This window comes from Streptomyces sp. BR123 (genome assembly GCF_013401435.1).
Classification (GTDB): Bacteria; Actinomycetota; Actinomycetes; order Streptomycetales; family Streptomycetaceae; genus Streptomyces.
This window is the reverse complement of sequence record NZ_JACBGN010000191.1, coordinates 1-13,994: the sequence shown is the minus strand read 5'-3', so window position 1 is coordinate 13,994 and position 13,994 is coordinate 1. Positions and strand designations below refer to the sequence as shown.

Genomic DNA, 13,994 nt, shown 5'->3' with positions numbered 1-13,994 from the left:
CCCCCTCCCACCCGGGAGGGCCGGAGCCGAGTACTCACGGAGGCCGCATGTCCCACGATTCCGCGCACGACGAGGCGCGCCGGGAGCCCGGCGGGGCCGCCGCGGACGGCGCGCCGACGGGCCCGGTCCAGCAGATGGAGGAGCTGATGGCGGCCCTGAACGCCGACCTGTCGCAGCTCGACGCCGAGCTCCAGTCCTCCGCGGACCGCGCCCCCGGCACACCGTCCCCCGCGTCCTCCCGCACCTCGGAGGGCGACCGCTCCTCTTCCCGCCCGTCCTGACCGCGACCCTCCGGGAACCCGCCTGACGGCCGGACCGCCCGGCCCACCGCGCCGCCGGCCGGCGGGACCGTCCCGCCGCCCGCCGGCCGGGCGTTCCGCCCGTCAGGCCGCGCCCGTGGTGGGGCCGCGGTCGGGGACCACGAGCAGGCGCAGGATCGCCCGTACCCGGTCGCTCGACTCGTCGGCCGCGTCGATGGACTCTATGCACTGCCAGTACAGGCCCTCGTCGTCCGTCGCGCAGGCCACGCCGACCAGGGCTATCCCCACCTCGCCCAGCAGCTCCTGGAGTCCGAGCAGTGCCTGCCGGACATCGGCGACGCCGCTGAGCTGTGCCGCTCTCGGCGGGTGGTCGGGCCCGCGGCCCTCCCCGCGCAGGGCGGCTCTGTCGAACACCCCGCAGCCTCTGCCTCCCGCTTCGCCCAGTCCGCTCGCCTCCGATCTCAGCTCCCGCGGTCCGCTGACCGCGAGCCAGTTCCCCACGCCCTGGGCCAGTGCCTGGGCCTGCCAGGCCTCGCCCACGATGTCCAGTGCCGCCCCGCTCTGCGCCAACGCGCGCCGGCCGGCCGTGATGAGCCGTACCGCATCCATATGCCGTCCCCCGTCCGCACGACATCCGCCGTTCTAGCCACTACCCAGAGTGAGGGCAATGAGCCGGTAAAGCCAGGGGCATTCGGAAATCTATGGACACAAACATGGTTGTGAACAACCACATCACTCCGAAGAGTGACTATTTGGTGTCGAGGTTCCCTCAACCGGGAAACGGAGTTCGTTCCTCTCGATCTTCGCGGCGAGCGCATCCAGCACATCCACCCCGAGAACCTCGCAGAATTGCAGCAGATACGCGAGCACGTCGGCCACTTCGTCGGCCACGCGGTGTGCGGATTCCGGCTCCTCCATGACCTTCGCCGACTGTTCCGGCGTCAGCCACTGGAAGATTTCGACCAGTTCCGCCGCCTCGACGCTCAGCGCGACCGCCAGGTTCTTCGGCGTGTGGTACGGCTCCCAGCCGCGCGCGGCGGCGAAGTCGGCCAGCCGCCGCTGGAGTCGGTGCAGCCGCTCCTCGGGACGGCCGTCGTCCGGCCGCCGCTCGTTCGTCTCGCTCATGCACCCAGGTCTACCACCGCGACCCCGGACACCGGGCGGGCGGCCGCCGCGGTCTGCGGGCCCACCGCCGCGACGAGGCGGACCTGCCCGCGCGCGCAGGACAGCAGGGCCAGCCGCAGCAGTTCGGCGGCCTGCCGCGGGTCCAGGCAGCGGTCGAAGCCGTCGGCGAGGACGGTCAGCGCCTGCCGGGCGGACAGGAGTTCGGCGGCCGGGTCCATGGCCAGCACCCCGGGCCCGGTCAGCAGGACCAGGGCCAGCCCGAGGAAGCGGAGTTCGCCGGAGCCGAGCCGGCCGAGTTCGGTGGCGGGCCGTCGGGGGCCGCGCTCCAGCAGCGCAGCGACGAGCCCCCCGCCGGCGGCGCGGACGTCGAGGCCGTGCACCGGGCCCGTGCACGCCGTCCGCACCGCGCCGGTCAGCAGGGCGTGGCGGGTGCCGCACTCGTGGCGCGTCCGGCGCAGTACGTCGGCCAGGTTGGCGCAGTCGCCCAGCAGCCGGCCCTCGCCCTGCGGGACGGGGGCGCGCATGCGCTCGGGCCGCGGATCGCAGGGGAACACCGAGCGCAGGGCCACCACGACCTGCTCGGCGGCGGCGAGGACTTGGCGCTGGCCGGGCGTGGCTCCGGCCACGCGGAGCGGGAGCAAGGCGGTGCCGAGCCGGTCGTCGGGGAGCGGGGCCCGGGTGACCGCGGTGCTGCCGCCGGTGAGCCAGGCGGCCTGGACGCTGCGCCGGCCCGGGTCGCGCAGTGCGGTGCCGAGCAGGATCCGGCCGTCGGTGGAGAGGCGCTCGCCCGCGATCCGCAGCTCGGGCTCGGCCTGTACGGCGAGGTCGAGGCGGACCGGCCCGAGGGGGCCGTCGACGGTGCAGCCGATGCGGAATCCGCGCCGCCCCTGCCCGTCGGGGCGGGCCCCGTCGGGGATCCGGGAGCACGGGTCGGGGAACGCCCGGTCCAGGGTGGCGCCGGACCCGAGCCGGGCCAGGGCCTCCAGGGCGGCCAGGGCCTGGGATTTCCCGCTGCCGCTGGGCCCGGCGAACAGCGTGACGGGGCCGAGCGGGAAGACGGCCGCCCGGTGCGGGCCGAAGGCGGAGAGCCGCAGCTCGGTGACGGCGGGCCGGTGGTGCGCGAGGGCACCGGGGACGGCCGGGCCATCGGCAGCCGGGCCATCGACGGCCGGGCCATCGGCAGCCGGGCCAACGACGGGCGGGCCATCGGCAGCCGGGCCATCAGCGGGCGGGCCTCCGGAAGCCGGCCCGCCGAGGGCGGGCGGGCCGCCGGGAGCCAGGGCGGCGGCTGCGGCTCTCGCCTGCGGCGGGATCGTCAGGGCGGGCCGGAGGAGGCCCGGGAGATCGGCGGCCCGGGCATCCGCCGCGTCCGGCGCGTCCGAAATGGCGTCCATGCGCCGGACGGTACGGGCCGCCGGGCCTCCCTCGCGGCCGGTGAACCGTTCCGCCGCGGCGACCTTCCTACGATCGGGGGACGGCCGCGGCCGCGATCCCCTCGACCTCGGTCCCGACGGGGGCCAGCAGGAAGACGTTCCGGTCGACCCGGTGCATGCCGCTGCCCAGCCCGAAGACGACGCCGCTGCTGAAGTCCAGGATCCGCTTGGCCACCTCGGTGTCCGCACCGGTGAGGTCGAGCAGCACCGGAATCTGGGCGATCAGGTACTCGGCCACCTCCCGGGCGTCGGCGAAGACCTGGACGCGGATCACGACGAAGCGGCGCTGTTCCGCCGCGGACGCCTTGGGGGTCGTGGGGATCGTGCGGTGGTCCACCCGGGAGGGCCACTCGTTGCGGCTGCGCAGGGGGACCACCTGCGCAAGACCCTCCCACTGTTCGTCCGTGACGTCGTACCTGCTCACCGGACCGCCTCGACCGTGCGCTTCATGTGCATCCCCCCATCCTCTCGTGCTTCACCCGTTCAGCCCAACAACGACACGGAGTGGCGGGATCCGGGGTTCACCCACCCCCCGAGGTGGGTTAGGTTAGGCATACCTAAGTTGATCGCGAGGGAGAGATGCGCATGCCCACCGACGCCGAGCGGGTCCGGTCGATCCTGGCCGCCGCCCACTCCATGACCGTGACCGTCGACGGCCTGGCCACCGAGGTCCGCCACCTCGACGGCACGGACCCCCTCGGCCGGCTCCACCTCCACCCCGCCGAGCCCGGCGGCCGCGCCGAACACCGGCCCGCGATCCGGCTGGAGTTCACCGACATCGCCCCCACCCCCGTGCGGGACCGGGTGCGCGCCCGCGTCACGCTGCTCGGCCGCCTCCTCACCCCGTACGCGGACACCGGCCCCGGCACCGATCCCGAGGCCACCACCTGCATGGAGTACGACCGGGCCGTCCTGGAGACCGGCGACGGCCACCGCTCGTACGTCGGACTGCACGCGTTGGAGGCGGCCTCCCCCGACCCGCTCGCGCCGCACGAGGCCGGCATGCTCACCCACCTCCTCGACGACCACGCCGAACTCGTCACCCTCCTGCTCCGCCTGGTCCGGCCCGCGCCCACCGCCGCCCTCGTGCGCGCACTGCCGCTCGCCATGGACCGCCACGGAATCACCCTGCGCCTGGAGGAGGCCCGCGGCCACCGCGACGTCACCCTGCCCTTCCCCTCCCCCCTGGACGACGTCGAGCAGTCCGGCGTGCAGCTCCAGGCCCTCTTCAGCGCGGCCCGCCGCCGTTCCCACCGCAACACGCTGCCCGCCTGACCGGCCCGGGGTCCGCCGCACGCCCCGCTCGTCCGTGCCCCCTCCCCTCTCACCTGAGAGGGGGAGATCACATCCGGTGGTTATGGTCGTCGTCTGGGTGACCCCCCTAGCATTCGGGCCATGACGGTCCTGCCTGACGACGGGCTCTCCCTGGCCGCCGAGTTCCCTGACGCGACGCATGAGCAGTGGCAGCGCCTGGTAGAAGGCGTACTGCGCAAGTCCGGCAAGGACCTAACCGGCGAGGCCGCGGAAGACGCGTTGTCCACGAAGCTCGAGGACGGGCTCACCACCCGCCCGCTGTACACCACGCCCGAAACGCCCCACGACACCGGATTCCCCGGATTCGCCCCCTTCGTACGGGGCGGGAGCGCCGCGGGCAACTCCGCTTCCGGCTGGGACGTGCGGCAGCGGCACCTCGGCACCGACCCCGCCCGGGTCAACGAGGCCGTCCTCGCCGACCTGGAGAACGGCGTCACCTCCCTCTGGCTGAGCCTGGGCCGGGGCGGGCTGCCCGTGGAGTCGCTGGGCCGCGCCCTGGACGGCGTGTACCTGGACCTCGCGCCCGTGTCCCTCGACGCCGGGGCCGAATTCGCCGCGGCCGCCCGCGCCTTGTTCGCCCTGTACGCCGAGCGCGGCGTGGCCCCCGAGGCCGCACGCGCCGCCCTGGGCGCCGACCCGCTGGGCCACGAGGCCCGCACCGGTGAGGAGGCGGACCTCGCCCCGGCCGTCGCCCTCGCCCAGGAGGCGGCCGCGCACTGGCCGGGCGTGCGCGCCCTGTCCGTGGACGCCCAGCCGTACCACGAGGCCGGCGGCTCGGCCGCCGAGGAGCTGGGCCTGTCTCTGGCCACCGGTGTCGCCTACCTGCGCGCCCTCGACGCCGCCGGGCTCGGCATCGAGGCCGCCCTCGGCCAGCTGGAGTTCCGCTACGCGGCCACCGCCGACCAGTTCCTGACGATCGCGAAGCTGCGTGCCGCGCGCCGGCTGTGGGCCCGTGTCGCCGAGGCCTGCGGGGCCGCACAGGCCGGCGCCCAGCGCCAGCACGCCGTGACCTCGCCGGTGATGATGACCCGCCGCGACCCGTGGGTGAACATGCTGCGCACCACCGTCGCCTGCATGGCGGCGGGCGTGGGCGGCGCGGACGCCGTCACCGTCCTGCCCTTCGACCACGCTCTCGGCCTGCCGGACGCGTTCGCGCGCCGCATCGCCCGCAACACCTCCTCCATCCTGCTGGAGGAGTCGCACCTGGCCCGCGTCATCGACCCGGCCGGCGGCTCCTTCTACGTGGAGCGGCTCACCGACGAACTCGCCGACGCCGCCTGGGAGTTCTTCCAGACCGTCGAGAAGGCCGGCGGCCTGCCCGCCGCCCTGCGCTCGGGCCTGGTCGCGGACCGCCTGGCCGCGACCTGGGCGGAGCGCTCCGCCCGCCTGGCCAAGCGCCGCGAACCCATCACCGGTGTCAGCGAGTTCCCGCTGCTCACCGAGCAGCTGCCCGAGCGCGAGAGCGCCCCCGAAGCCCCGTCCGGCGGGCTGCCCCGGGTCCGGCGCGACGAGGCGTACGAGGCGCTGCGCGCCCGCAGCGACGCCCACCTGGCGGCGACCGGCAACCGGCCGCGGATCTTCCTCGCCGCGCTCGGCACGGCGGCGGCGCACACCGCCCGCGCCACGTTCGCCTCGAACCTGTTCCAGGCGGGCGGTGTCCAGCCGGTCCACGACCCGGTGTCGGTAGACGCGGCGACGGCCGCGGGGGCGTATGCGGCGAGCGGCGCCGACGGCATGGCCGTGCTGTGCTCCAGTGACGCGCTGTACGAGGAGCAGGCCGAGGCCGTCGCCGCCGCCCTGCGCTCGGCGGGCGCGACGACCGTCTTCCTCGCGGGCAGGCCCGGCACGGCGGCCGGCGCCGTCGACGAGTACGTCCACGCCGGCTGCGACGCGGTCGCGGTCCTGTCCTCCGTTCTCGACCGGATGGGAGTGGCCCCGTGAGCGGCACCACGACCGGCAGCGGCATCCCCGATTTCTCCGAACTCCCGCTCCGCGGCGGTGCGGCCGCCCCCGCGGCCGGCTCCGCGGACCAGTGGCGCAGCGCCGTCAAGGAGTCCACCGGCACCGCCCCGGGCGACCTGGTGTGGGAGACGCCCGAGGGCATCGGCGTCCAGCCGCTGTACACCGGGCGGGACCTGGAGGGCCTGGACTTCCTGGCGACGTACCCGGGCGTGGCCCCGTACCTGCGCGGCCCCTACCCGACGATGTACGTCAACCAGCCCTGGACGATCCGCCAGTACGCGGGCTTCTCCACGGCCGAGGAGTCGAACGCCTTCTACCGGCGCAACCTCGCGGCCGGCCAGAAGGGCCTGTCGGTGGCCTTCGACCTGCCGACGCACCGCGGCTACGACAGCGACCACCCGCGGGTGACGGGCGACGTCGGCATGGCGGGCGTGGCGATCGACTCCATCTACGACATGCGGCAGTTGTTCGACGGGATCCCGCTGGACAGGATGTCGGTGTCGATGACGATGAACGGCGCGGTGCTGCCGGTCCTCGCCCTCTACATCGTGGCGGCGGAGGAGCAGGGCGTCTCCCCCGACAAGCTCGCCGGGACCATCCAGAACGACATCCTCAAGGAGTTCATGGTCCGCAACACCTACATCTATCCGCCGAAGCCGTCGATGCGGATCATCTCGGACATCTTCTCGTTCACCTCGCAGAAGATGCCGCGGTACAACTCGATCTCGATCTCCGGGTACCACATCCAGGAGGCCGGGGCGACGGCGGACCTGGAGCTGGCGTACACGCTCGCGGACGGTGTGGAGTACCTGCGGGCCGGCCGGGAGGCGGGCCTGGACGTGGACGCGTTCGCGCCGCGCCTGTCCTTCTTCTGGGCGATCGGCATGAACTTCTTCATGGAGGTCGCCAAGCTGCGCGCCGCCCGCCTGCTGTGGGCGAAGCTGGTGAGGCAGTTCGAGCCGAAGAACACCAAGTCCCTTTCCCTGCGCACCCATTCGCAGACCTCGGGCTGGTCGCTGACCGCGCAGGACGTCTTCAACAACGTCACGCGCACCTGCATCGAGGCGATGGCCGCGACCCAGGGCCACACCCAGTCGCTGCACACCAACGCCCTCGACGAGGCACTCGCCCTGCCGACGGACTTCTCCGCCCGTATCGCCCGCAACACGCAGCTGCTGCTCCAGCAGGAGTCGGGCACCTGCCGGTCCATCGACCCGTGGGGCGGCAGCGCGTACGTCGAGAAGCTCACGTACGACCTCGCGCGCCGGGCCTGGCAGCACATCCAGGAGGTCGAGGCGGCCGGCGGCATGGCGCAGGCCATCGACGCCGGCATCCCGAAGCTGCGCGTGGAGGAGGCCGCCGCCCGCACCCAGGCGCGGATCGACTCCGGTCGGCAGCCGGTGATCGGCGTCAACAAGTACCGCGTCGAGAACGACGAGCAGATCGACGTCCTCAAGGTGGACAACTCCTCCGTACGCGCCCAGCAGATCGACAAGCTGCGGCGGCTGCGCGAGGAACGCGACGAGACCCGCACCCAGGACGCGCTGCGCGCCCTGACCAACGCCGCCGAACGGGGCGCCGGGCAGGGCCTGGAGGGCAACCTGCTCGCGCTGGCCGTCGACGCGGCCAGGGCCAAGGCCACCGTCGGCGAGATCTCGGACGCCCTGGAGAAGGTGTACGGACGGCACGCGAGCCAGATCCGTACGATCTCCGGTGTGTACCGCAGCGAAGCAGGCGAATCCCCGAACGTGGAGCGCACCCGTTCCCTCGTCGACCGGTTCGAGGAGGCGGAGGGCCGACGTCCGCGCGTGCTCGTCGCCAAGATGGGCCAGGACGGCCACGACCGCGGCCAGAAGGTCATCGCGACGGCCTTCGCCGACCTGGGCTTCGACGTCGACGTCGGCCCCCTGTTCCAGACCCCGGCGGAGGTGGCCCGCCAGGCCGTCGAGGCGGACGTCCACGTCGTGGGCGTGTCGTCGCTGGCGGCCGGCCACCTGACCCTCGTGCCGGCGCTGCGCGAGCAGCTGGCGGAGGAGGGGCGCGAGGACATCATGATCGTGGTGGGCGGGGTGATCCCGCCGGCCGACGTGCCGACGTTGCTCGACATGGGCGCGGCGGCGGTGTTCCCGCCGGGCACGGTCATCCCGGACGCGGCCCACGACCTGGTGACGCGGCTCGCCGCGGATCTGGGCCACGAGCTGTAGGCGGGCGCCGGTGCCGAAGATCGACATCGAGGCCTACGCGAAGGGGGTGCTCGACGGGAAGCGCGCGTTCATCGCCCGCGCGATCACGCTCGTCGAGTCCACCCACCCCGCGCACCGGGTGCTGGCGCAGACGCTGCTGACCCAGCTGCTGCCGCACTCGGGGCGGGCCCGGCGCATCGGGATCAGCGGGGTGCCGGGCGTCGGCAAGTCCACGTTCATCGACGCGTTCGGCACGATGCTGACCGGGTTGGGGCACCGGGTCGCGGTCCTGGCCGTGGACCCGTCCTCGACCCGTACGGGCGGCTCCATCCTCGGCGACAAGACCCGGATGGAACGGCTGGCGGTGGACCCGGCCGCGTTCGTGCGGCCGTCGCCGTCCGCGGGGACGCTCGGCGGGGTCGCCAAGGCCACCCGCGAGTCGATGATCGTGATGGAGGCGGCCGGCTACGACGTCGTCCTCGTCGAGACCGTCGGTGTCGGACAGTCCGAGACGACGGTCGCGGGGATGGTCGACTCCTTCCTGCTGCTGTCCCTGGCCCGTACCGGGGACCAGCTCCAGGGCATCAAGAAGGGTGTGCTGGAGCTCGCCGACGTCCTGGCGGTGAACAAGGCCGACGGGCCGCACGAGCGGGACGCCCGGGCCGCAGCCCGTGAACTGTCGGGCGCACTGCGGCTGATGCACCCCGCCGACGCGGCGTGGACGCCGCCCGTACTGACCTGCAGCGCGCGGGAGTCCAGCGGGCTGGACGAGGTGTGGTCACGGCTGGAGCAGCACCGGCGGCTGTTGGATGCCGGTGGCCGGCTGGCCGCGAAGCGGGCGGCGCAGCAGGTGGAGTGGACCTGGTCGATGGTCCGGGACGAGCTGCTGCAGCGCCTGCGGGCCGATCCGGCGGTGCGGGACCTGGCCCCCGCCCTGGAGGCCCGGGTCAGGGAGGGCTCCCTCACCCCGACCCTGGCCGCGGACCGCATCCTGGCCGCCTTCACCCGCCCGTAGCGCAACCCGGCCCGGCGGCCCCGCGCAACCTCTGCGCGGGGCCGCCGGGCCGACGCCGCCGCCTGCCGTTTCGCCCCGTCCGGCACCGCCGTCTGCCCATTGCCGCGGCCGCGCCGCCGTTGTGCCGCTGCGCGGAGCGATTCCCCAGCCCCGCCCCTTCCCGAAACCGGGCTCCGCCCGGACCCCGTTCCGGGCGCTTCGCGCCCGGCGCGTTCAAACGCCGCGCGGGCGGGATTTCCCAACCCCGCCGGCGCAGCGCAGCGGCAGGGCAGCGGCAGTGGTCAGGCCGGGGTCAGGGACGGGGCGGGGGCGGCGACTGCGGCGCGGAGGGTGCGGGACCGGCCCTCCGGGGTGTCGGAGGCCAGGAGGGCCGACAGGACTGCGATGCGGGCCTGGCCAGCGCGGAGCGTGCCCGTGGGGACGGCGCCGACGGCGACGAGGTCGACCGCACCGCCGTGCGTGTAGATCTCCGTGACCGGGCCGGCGGCGACCCGCGTGGTCAGGGCGACCAGGACACCGTCGGCGACCGCTGCCTCGACCGCGGCGACGATCTCCGGGGTGGCGTTGCCGGCGCCCGTGCCGACGAGGACGATCCCCCGCGCCCCCGCCGCGACCGCCGCGTTGAACAGCACCGGGTCCCCGTCACAGTGGTGCATCACCATGTCCACGCGCGGCAGCAGCTCCGGCATGGCCGGCAGCGGCAGCGGCTCCGGCCGCTGCGGGGACCGCAGCATGGCGACCTTGCCGAAGCCGATCTTCCCGAGGAGTTCCCGCGAGGGGTCGGCGAACGCGTCCAACGCGACGGACTGGGTCTTGACGGTGCCGCGCGCGGCGTGGACCCGGCCGGCGAAGCAGACGAGGACGCCCAGGCCGCGGGTGGTCGCCGCGGTGAGCAGGGCGTCGTACAGGTTGCCCGGTCCGTCGCCCTCGGCGGTGCCCATGGGCAGCTGGGCGCCGGTGAAGACGACGCTGCGCGGGTCGTGGTGGTGGAGGTCGACGAGGAAGGCCGATTCCTCCAGCGTGTCGGTGCCGTGGGTGACGACGATGCCGTCCACGCCGGGGTCGGCGAGCACCTCGTGCACGGTGCGCAGCAGGGTGAGCTGGTGGGCGGTGGTCAGCCGGGGGCTGTTCACGCTGAAGAGGTCGACGACCTCGACCGTGACGCCCTCGGGGAGCGGCGCGGTGGCCATGACCTCGCGGCCGTCGGCGTCGGCGGCGAAGCCGGAGCCCTGCCAGCGGCTGGCTATCGTGCCGCCGGTGCTGATGACGACGATCCGGCCCATGGTCGCCCTTTCTCTCTCGTACAGATGTGCAGTACAGAGCAATGATAGGGACTTCGACACGCAATACGATTGCCTGTTTCACCCGTTCCACCAGACAGCTCGGGTGATAATTGCGCAATGGATGCGATCGACCGCGAAATCTTGCGCGAGCTCCAGGCCGATGGCCGGCTCAGCAACCAGGAGCTGGCCCAGCGCGTGGGCCTCACCCCCTCCCCCTGCATGCGCCGTGTGCGCCAGCTGGAGCAGGACGGGGTGATCCGCGGCTACCGGGCCGTCATCGATCCCGACGCGGTGGGCCGCGGTTTCGAGGTGCTGGTCTCGGTGGAGGTGCGCCGCGACCGCGAGGCCGTGGAGGCGTTCGAGGCGGCCCTGCAGGACATCCCCGACGTGATCGAGGCGTACCGGCTGTTCGGCAGCCCGGGCTGCCTGCTGCGCATCGCGGTCGCCGACCTGCGCGCGTACGAGCGCCTGTGGATCGAGAAGCTGACCGCGCTGTCGGGAGTCACCGAGGTCAACTCCCAGATCATCATGAAGCGGATCAAGGGGCCCACCGGGCTTCCCGTCTGACCCGCTCCACCCCGTTCCTCCCCGTCCGGCCTCCACGCCCGGGCGCCCGACACCCGATAGCGGTGCCCCCGCGGGCGATAACCCGGCAATAAGGCCCCCTCCTACCTTCTGGATCCAGAACGGATGCTCACACCAGAAGGGGGTGCCGCATGGACTTCCGGCTTCTCGGGCCGGTCGAGGCCAAACGGGGAGGCGGCAGCACGGTCCCGCTCTCCGGTTCCAAGGTGCATACGGTGCTTGCCGCGCTGCTGCTGTCCGAGGGCCGCGTCGTCTCCGATGCCCGGCTGAGCGCCCTCCTGTGGGGGTGGAGCCCGCCGGCCACGGCGAGCGCGCAGATCTACACCTACATGTCGAGGCTGCGCAAGCACCTCGGCGAGGAGGCCTCGATCGTCCGGCGCCAGCCCGGCTACGTGCTGCACGCGCCGGGCGCCTGGACCGACCTCACCGAGTACGTCCGCCTCGACCGGCAGGGCCGGGAGGCCCTCGCCGGGCACCGCCACGAGGACGCCGCCGCGCTGCTGCGGGAGGCGCTCGACCTGTGGCGGGGGACCGCGCTGGCCAACACCACCGAGCAGATGATCGAGGCGGAGCTCCCCCGGCTGGAGGAGACCCGGATGATCACGCTGGAGAGCCGGATCGAGGCCGACCTCGCCCTCGGCCGGCACGAGCAGGTCATCGCCGAGCTGACCGCCCTCGTCGCCGAGCACCCGGTACGCGAGCGGCTGCGGGCCCAGCTGATGACCGCCCTGTACCGGTGCGGCCGGCAGGCCGACGCCCTGCACACCTATTACGAGGGGCGGGCCGTCCTCGCCGACCAGCTCGGCGTGGACCCGGGCGAGGCGCTCGGCTCCACCTACCAGGCGGTGCTCGGCGGGGACCTCGGGCTCACGCCCGCCGCGCCCACGCCCACGCCCACGTCCGCAGCCGCAGCCGCCGTGCGGGGCGGAGGCCCCGCACCGGGCGGAACGGCCGTGCCGGCCATGCTGCCGGCGCTCTACGGGGAGTTCACCGGGCGGCGGGCCGAACTGGCCGCCCTGCGGGCCCGGCTGAGCCGCGAGGACGGCCGCCCGCGCCGCCTGCTGATCACCGGCATGGCCGGTGTCGGCAAGACGGCGCTGGCCGTGCGTGCGGCGCAGGCCTGCGCCGCACGCTTCCCCGACGGGCAGCTGTACGCGGAGCTCCGCCACCCCGACGGCACGCCGAAGGAACCCGCCGAGGTGCTGGTACGGCTGCTGCGCGCGCTGGGCCGGCCGGAGGCGGCCGCCGCCTCCGGCGACCCGGAGGAGCTGGTCCGGCTGTACCGGACGCGGACCGCCGACACCCGGCTGCTGCTCGTGCTGGACGACGCCGTGGGCGACCGGCAGGTGGCCCCGCTGCTGCCCGCCGGGCCCGCGGCGGCCGTGCTGATCACCAGCCGGGCCCGGCTGGCCCGGGTGGCCGGAGCGGACACCACCGCGCTGGCCCCCGTCGACGACGACGAGGCGCTGGAGCTGCTGGCCTCGCTCGCCGGCCGGGACCGGCTCGAGGCCGAGCCGGACGCCTCCGACGACGTGGTGGCCTACTGCGCCGGGCTGCCGCTGGCCCTCACCGTGGCCGGGGCCCGGCTCGCAGCCCGGGCGCACTGGCCGGTATCGCGGCTGGCGGCCCGGCTCGCCGACCCGGACACCCGGCTGGGCGAGCTGGAGTTCGGCGACGTGAGCGTGCGGGAGGCGCTCGTGGACTCCGTACGTCGGCTCGACGGGCCGGAGCTGGCCGCGCTGACGGGACTCGCCGACGGGGACGGCGAGCCGTTCTCCGCCCAGTACGCGGCGCTGGTGCTGGGCACCGCGGAGGAGGAGGCGGAGGCGGCTCTGGACGGCCTGGTCGACCGCGCCCTGCTGGAACTGTCCGGGCTGGACGCCCAGGGGCGGCCGCTGTACCGCTGCCACGACCTCGTCAGGCTGCTGGCAGCCTCGCTGACGACCCGTGAGCTGGACGCCGGCCGGGCCCTGCCCTCCGCGGTGCGGTGACCGGACCGGCGGCGCTCACCAGGAGCCGTGCGACCGGGCGGACACCGTGCCCGTCGGCCGCAGGGCGGGTTCGATGGTCTCCCGCACGATCGTCCACACGTCGCCGACGACACGTTCGCGCGGCGGCCGCGGGGACCGGGACAGGGCGTCGGCGGCGATCGCCCAGGCCGACGCGACGGCAGCCGTCGCCCGCACCTCGGCGGACGGCTTGGGGGCCTTGGCCCGGGCCCGGCCCACGTCGATCCGGAAGGCCAGTTCGGCGGCCTCGCGCAGCTGGACCTCGCGGATGACGCGGTCCGCGGGCAGCGCGAACACGGCCGGCGAGAGCGGGTGGGCGTAGACCTGCCGGACCCAGGTGGAAAAGCGCAGCCGCTCCCGCTCCTCCCAGCCGCCGCGGGCTGCCGGACCGGGGTCGTCGCGCTCGACGGCTTCGGCGATCCGCGCGAAGTACGCGGTGAGGTCCTCGGGGGCCAGGCCGAGCAGCCGGGCGGGCGAACCGGACGCACCGGCAGCGGGCTCGGGGGCCTGCGCCGCAGGAACGGCGCCGGCGGCCCGGTCGGCGATCAGCTGCTCCACGGGGAAGTAGGACTCGATGCTCATGGCTGGACGGCCTTTCGCTGGGGCTGGGGGCAAGGGCACAGGCAAGGGCAAGGGCAAGCAGGGGCGGGGCGGGAATCGGCCGGGACACGGCCGGGCGGCTCAGCAGGGCGGGTGCCGGTGCACCGGGCCGTGCGCGGCGGGACCGGCCGGGCGGGCGAGCGCGACGGCGACGCCCTCGGCGAGGGCCAGGTCCTCCACCGTCCAGGCGGTGGTCCGGCCGCGGTGGGTGTGGAGGATCCGCAC

At 74.5% G+C, this 13,994-nt stretch carries 13 protein-coding genes; 7 read left to right on the top strand and 6 right to left on the bottom strand.

Annotated elements, in window-relative coordinates; translation table 11 throughout:
• Positions 1 to 47 precede the first annotated feature (47 nt).
• Entirely contained in the window at positions 48 to 281 is a 234-nt protein-coding gene (locus HYE82_RS25130; protein WP_179176414.1) for a hypothetical protein, read from the top strand.
• A 102-nt stretch (positions 282 to 383) separates the two neighbouring features.
• Here HYE82_RS25130 and HYE82_RS25125 read toward each other — a convergent pair whose 3' ends face one another.
• The 4 genes from HYE82_RS25125 to HYE82_RS25110 all read right to left on the bottom strand — a co-directional run bounded on the left by HYE82_RS25125 (position 384) and on the right by HYE82_RS25110 (position 3,242).
• A complete protein-coding gene (locus tag HYE82_RS25125; RefSeq protein ID WP_179176424.1) occupies positions 384 to 869 on the bottom strand; it encodes a DUF6099 family protein in 486 nt (161 codons plus the stop codon).
• A 123-nt stretch (positions 870 to 992) separates the two neighbouring features.
• Positions 993 to 1,385 carry a nucleotide pyrophosphohydrolase gene (locus HYE82_RS25120; protein ID WP_179176423.1) on the bottom strand — a complete coding sequence of 131 codons (393 nt, stop codon included), beginning with the start codon at positions 1,383 to 1,385 and terminating at the stop codon, positions 993 to 995.
• Positions 1,382 to 2,779 carry an ATP-binding protein gene (locus HYE82_RS25115; protein WP_256987641.1) on the bottom strand — a complete coding sequence of 466 codons (1,398 nt, stop codon included), beginning with the start codon at positions 2,777 to 2,779 and terminating at the stop codon, positions 1,382 to 1,384. The genes HYE82_RS25120 and HYE82_RS25115 overlap by 4 nt, the downstream gene beginning before the upstream one ends.
• A gap of 67 nt (positions 2,780 to 2,846) precedes the next feature.
• Positions 2,847 to 3,242 carry a cell division protein SepF gene (locus tag HYE82_RS25110; RefSeq protein ID WP_179176422.1) on the bottom strand — a complete coding sequence of 132 codons (396 nt, stop codon included), beginning with the start codon at positions 3,240 to 3,242 and terminating at the stop codon, positions 2,847 to 2,849.
• Between the two features lie 161 nt (positions 3,243 to 3,403).
• Here HYE82_RS25110 and HYE82_RS25105 point away from each other — a divergent pair, with 161 nt between their 5' ends.
• The 4 genes from HYE82_RS25105 to meaB all read left to right on the top strand — a co-directional run bounded on the left by HYE82_RS25105 (position 3,404) and on the right by meaB (position 9,292).
• Positions 3,404 to 4,093 (top strand): DUF2470 domain-containing protein, encoded by a 690-nt coding sequence (locus tag HYE82_RS25105; RefSeq protein ID WP_256987640.1) that lies wholly within the window; start codon positions 3,404 to 3,406, stop codon positions 4,091 to 4,093.
• 120 nt (positions 4,094 to 4,213) lie between these two features.
• The gene (locus HYE82_RS25100) at positions 4,214 to 6,073 is read left to right on the top strand and encodes a methylmalonyl-CoA mutase subunit beta (RefSeq protein ID WP_179176420.1); all 1,860 of its coding nucleotides are present in this window, start codon (positions 4,214 to 4,216) and stop codon (positions 6,071 to 6,073) included.
• A 23-nt stretch (positions 6,074 to 6,096) separates the two neighbouring features.
• Positions 6,097 to 8,298, top strand: coding sequence for a methylmalonyl-CoA mutase (gene scpA, locus HYE82_RS25095; RefSeq protein ID WP_179176425.1), 2,202 nt, complete (start codon positions 6,097 to 6,099; stop codon positions 8,296 to 8,298).
• Positions 8,299 to 8,308: 10 nt separating this feature from the next.
• A complete protein-coding gene (gene meaB, locus HYE82_RS25090; RefSeq protein ID WP_179176419.1) occupies positions 8,309 to 9,292 on the top strand; it encodes a methylmalonyl Co-A mutase-associated GTPase MeaB in 984 nt (327 codons plus the stop codon).
• A gap of 281 nt (positions 9,293 to 9,573) precedes the next feature.
• Here the strand turns inward: meaB and HYE82_RS25085 are convergent, their stop codons facing one another.
• Complete coding sequence (locus tag HYE82_RS25085; protein ID WP_179176418.1) at positions 9,574 to 10,575, bottom strand: asparaginase; 1,002 nt, start codon at positions 10,573 to 10,575, stop codon at positions 9,574 to 9,576.
• A 117-nt stretch (positions 10,576 to 10,692) separates the two neighbouring features.
• On the opposite strand from HYE82_RS25085, the gene HYE82_RS25080 reads away from it, so the two are divergent.
• Positions 10,693 to 11,142 (top strand): Lrp/AsnC family transcriptional regulator, encoded by a 450-nt coding sequence (locus HYE82_RS25080; RefSeq protein WP_179176417.1) that lies wholly within the window; start codon positions 10,693 to 10,695, stop codon positions 11,140 to 11,142.
• Between the two features lie 149 nt (positions 11,143 to 11,291).
• A complete protein-coding gene (locus tag HYE82_RS25075; RefSeq protein ID WP_179176416.1) occupies positions 11,292 to 13,151 on the top strand; it encodes an AfsR/SARP family transcriptional regulator in 1,860 nt (619 codons plus the stop codon).
• A gap of 15 nt (positions 13,152 to 13,166) precedes the next feature.
• Here the strand turns inward: HYE82_RS25075 and HYE82_RS25070 are convergent, their stop codons facing one another.
• Positions 13,167 to 13,751 carry a hypothetical protein gene (locus HYE82_RS25070; RefSeq protein ID WP_179176415.1) on the bottom strand — a complete coding sequence of 195 codons (585 nt, stop codon included), beginning with the start codon at positions 13,749 to 13,751 and terminating at the stop codon, positions 13,167 to 13,169.
• Positions 13,752 to 13,994 lie beyond the last annotated feature (243 nt).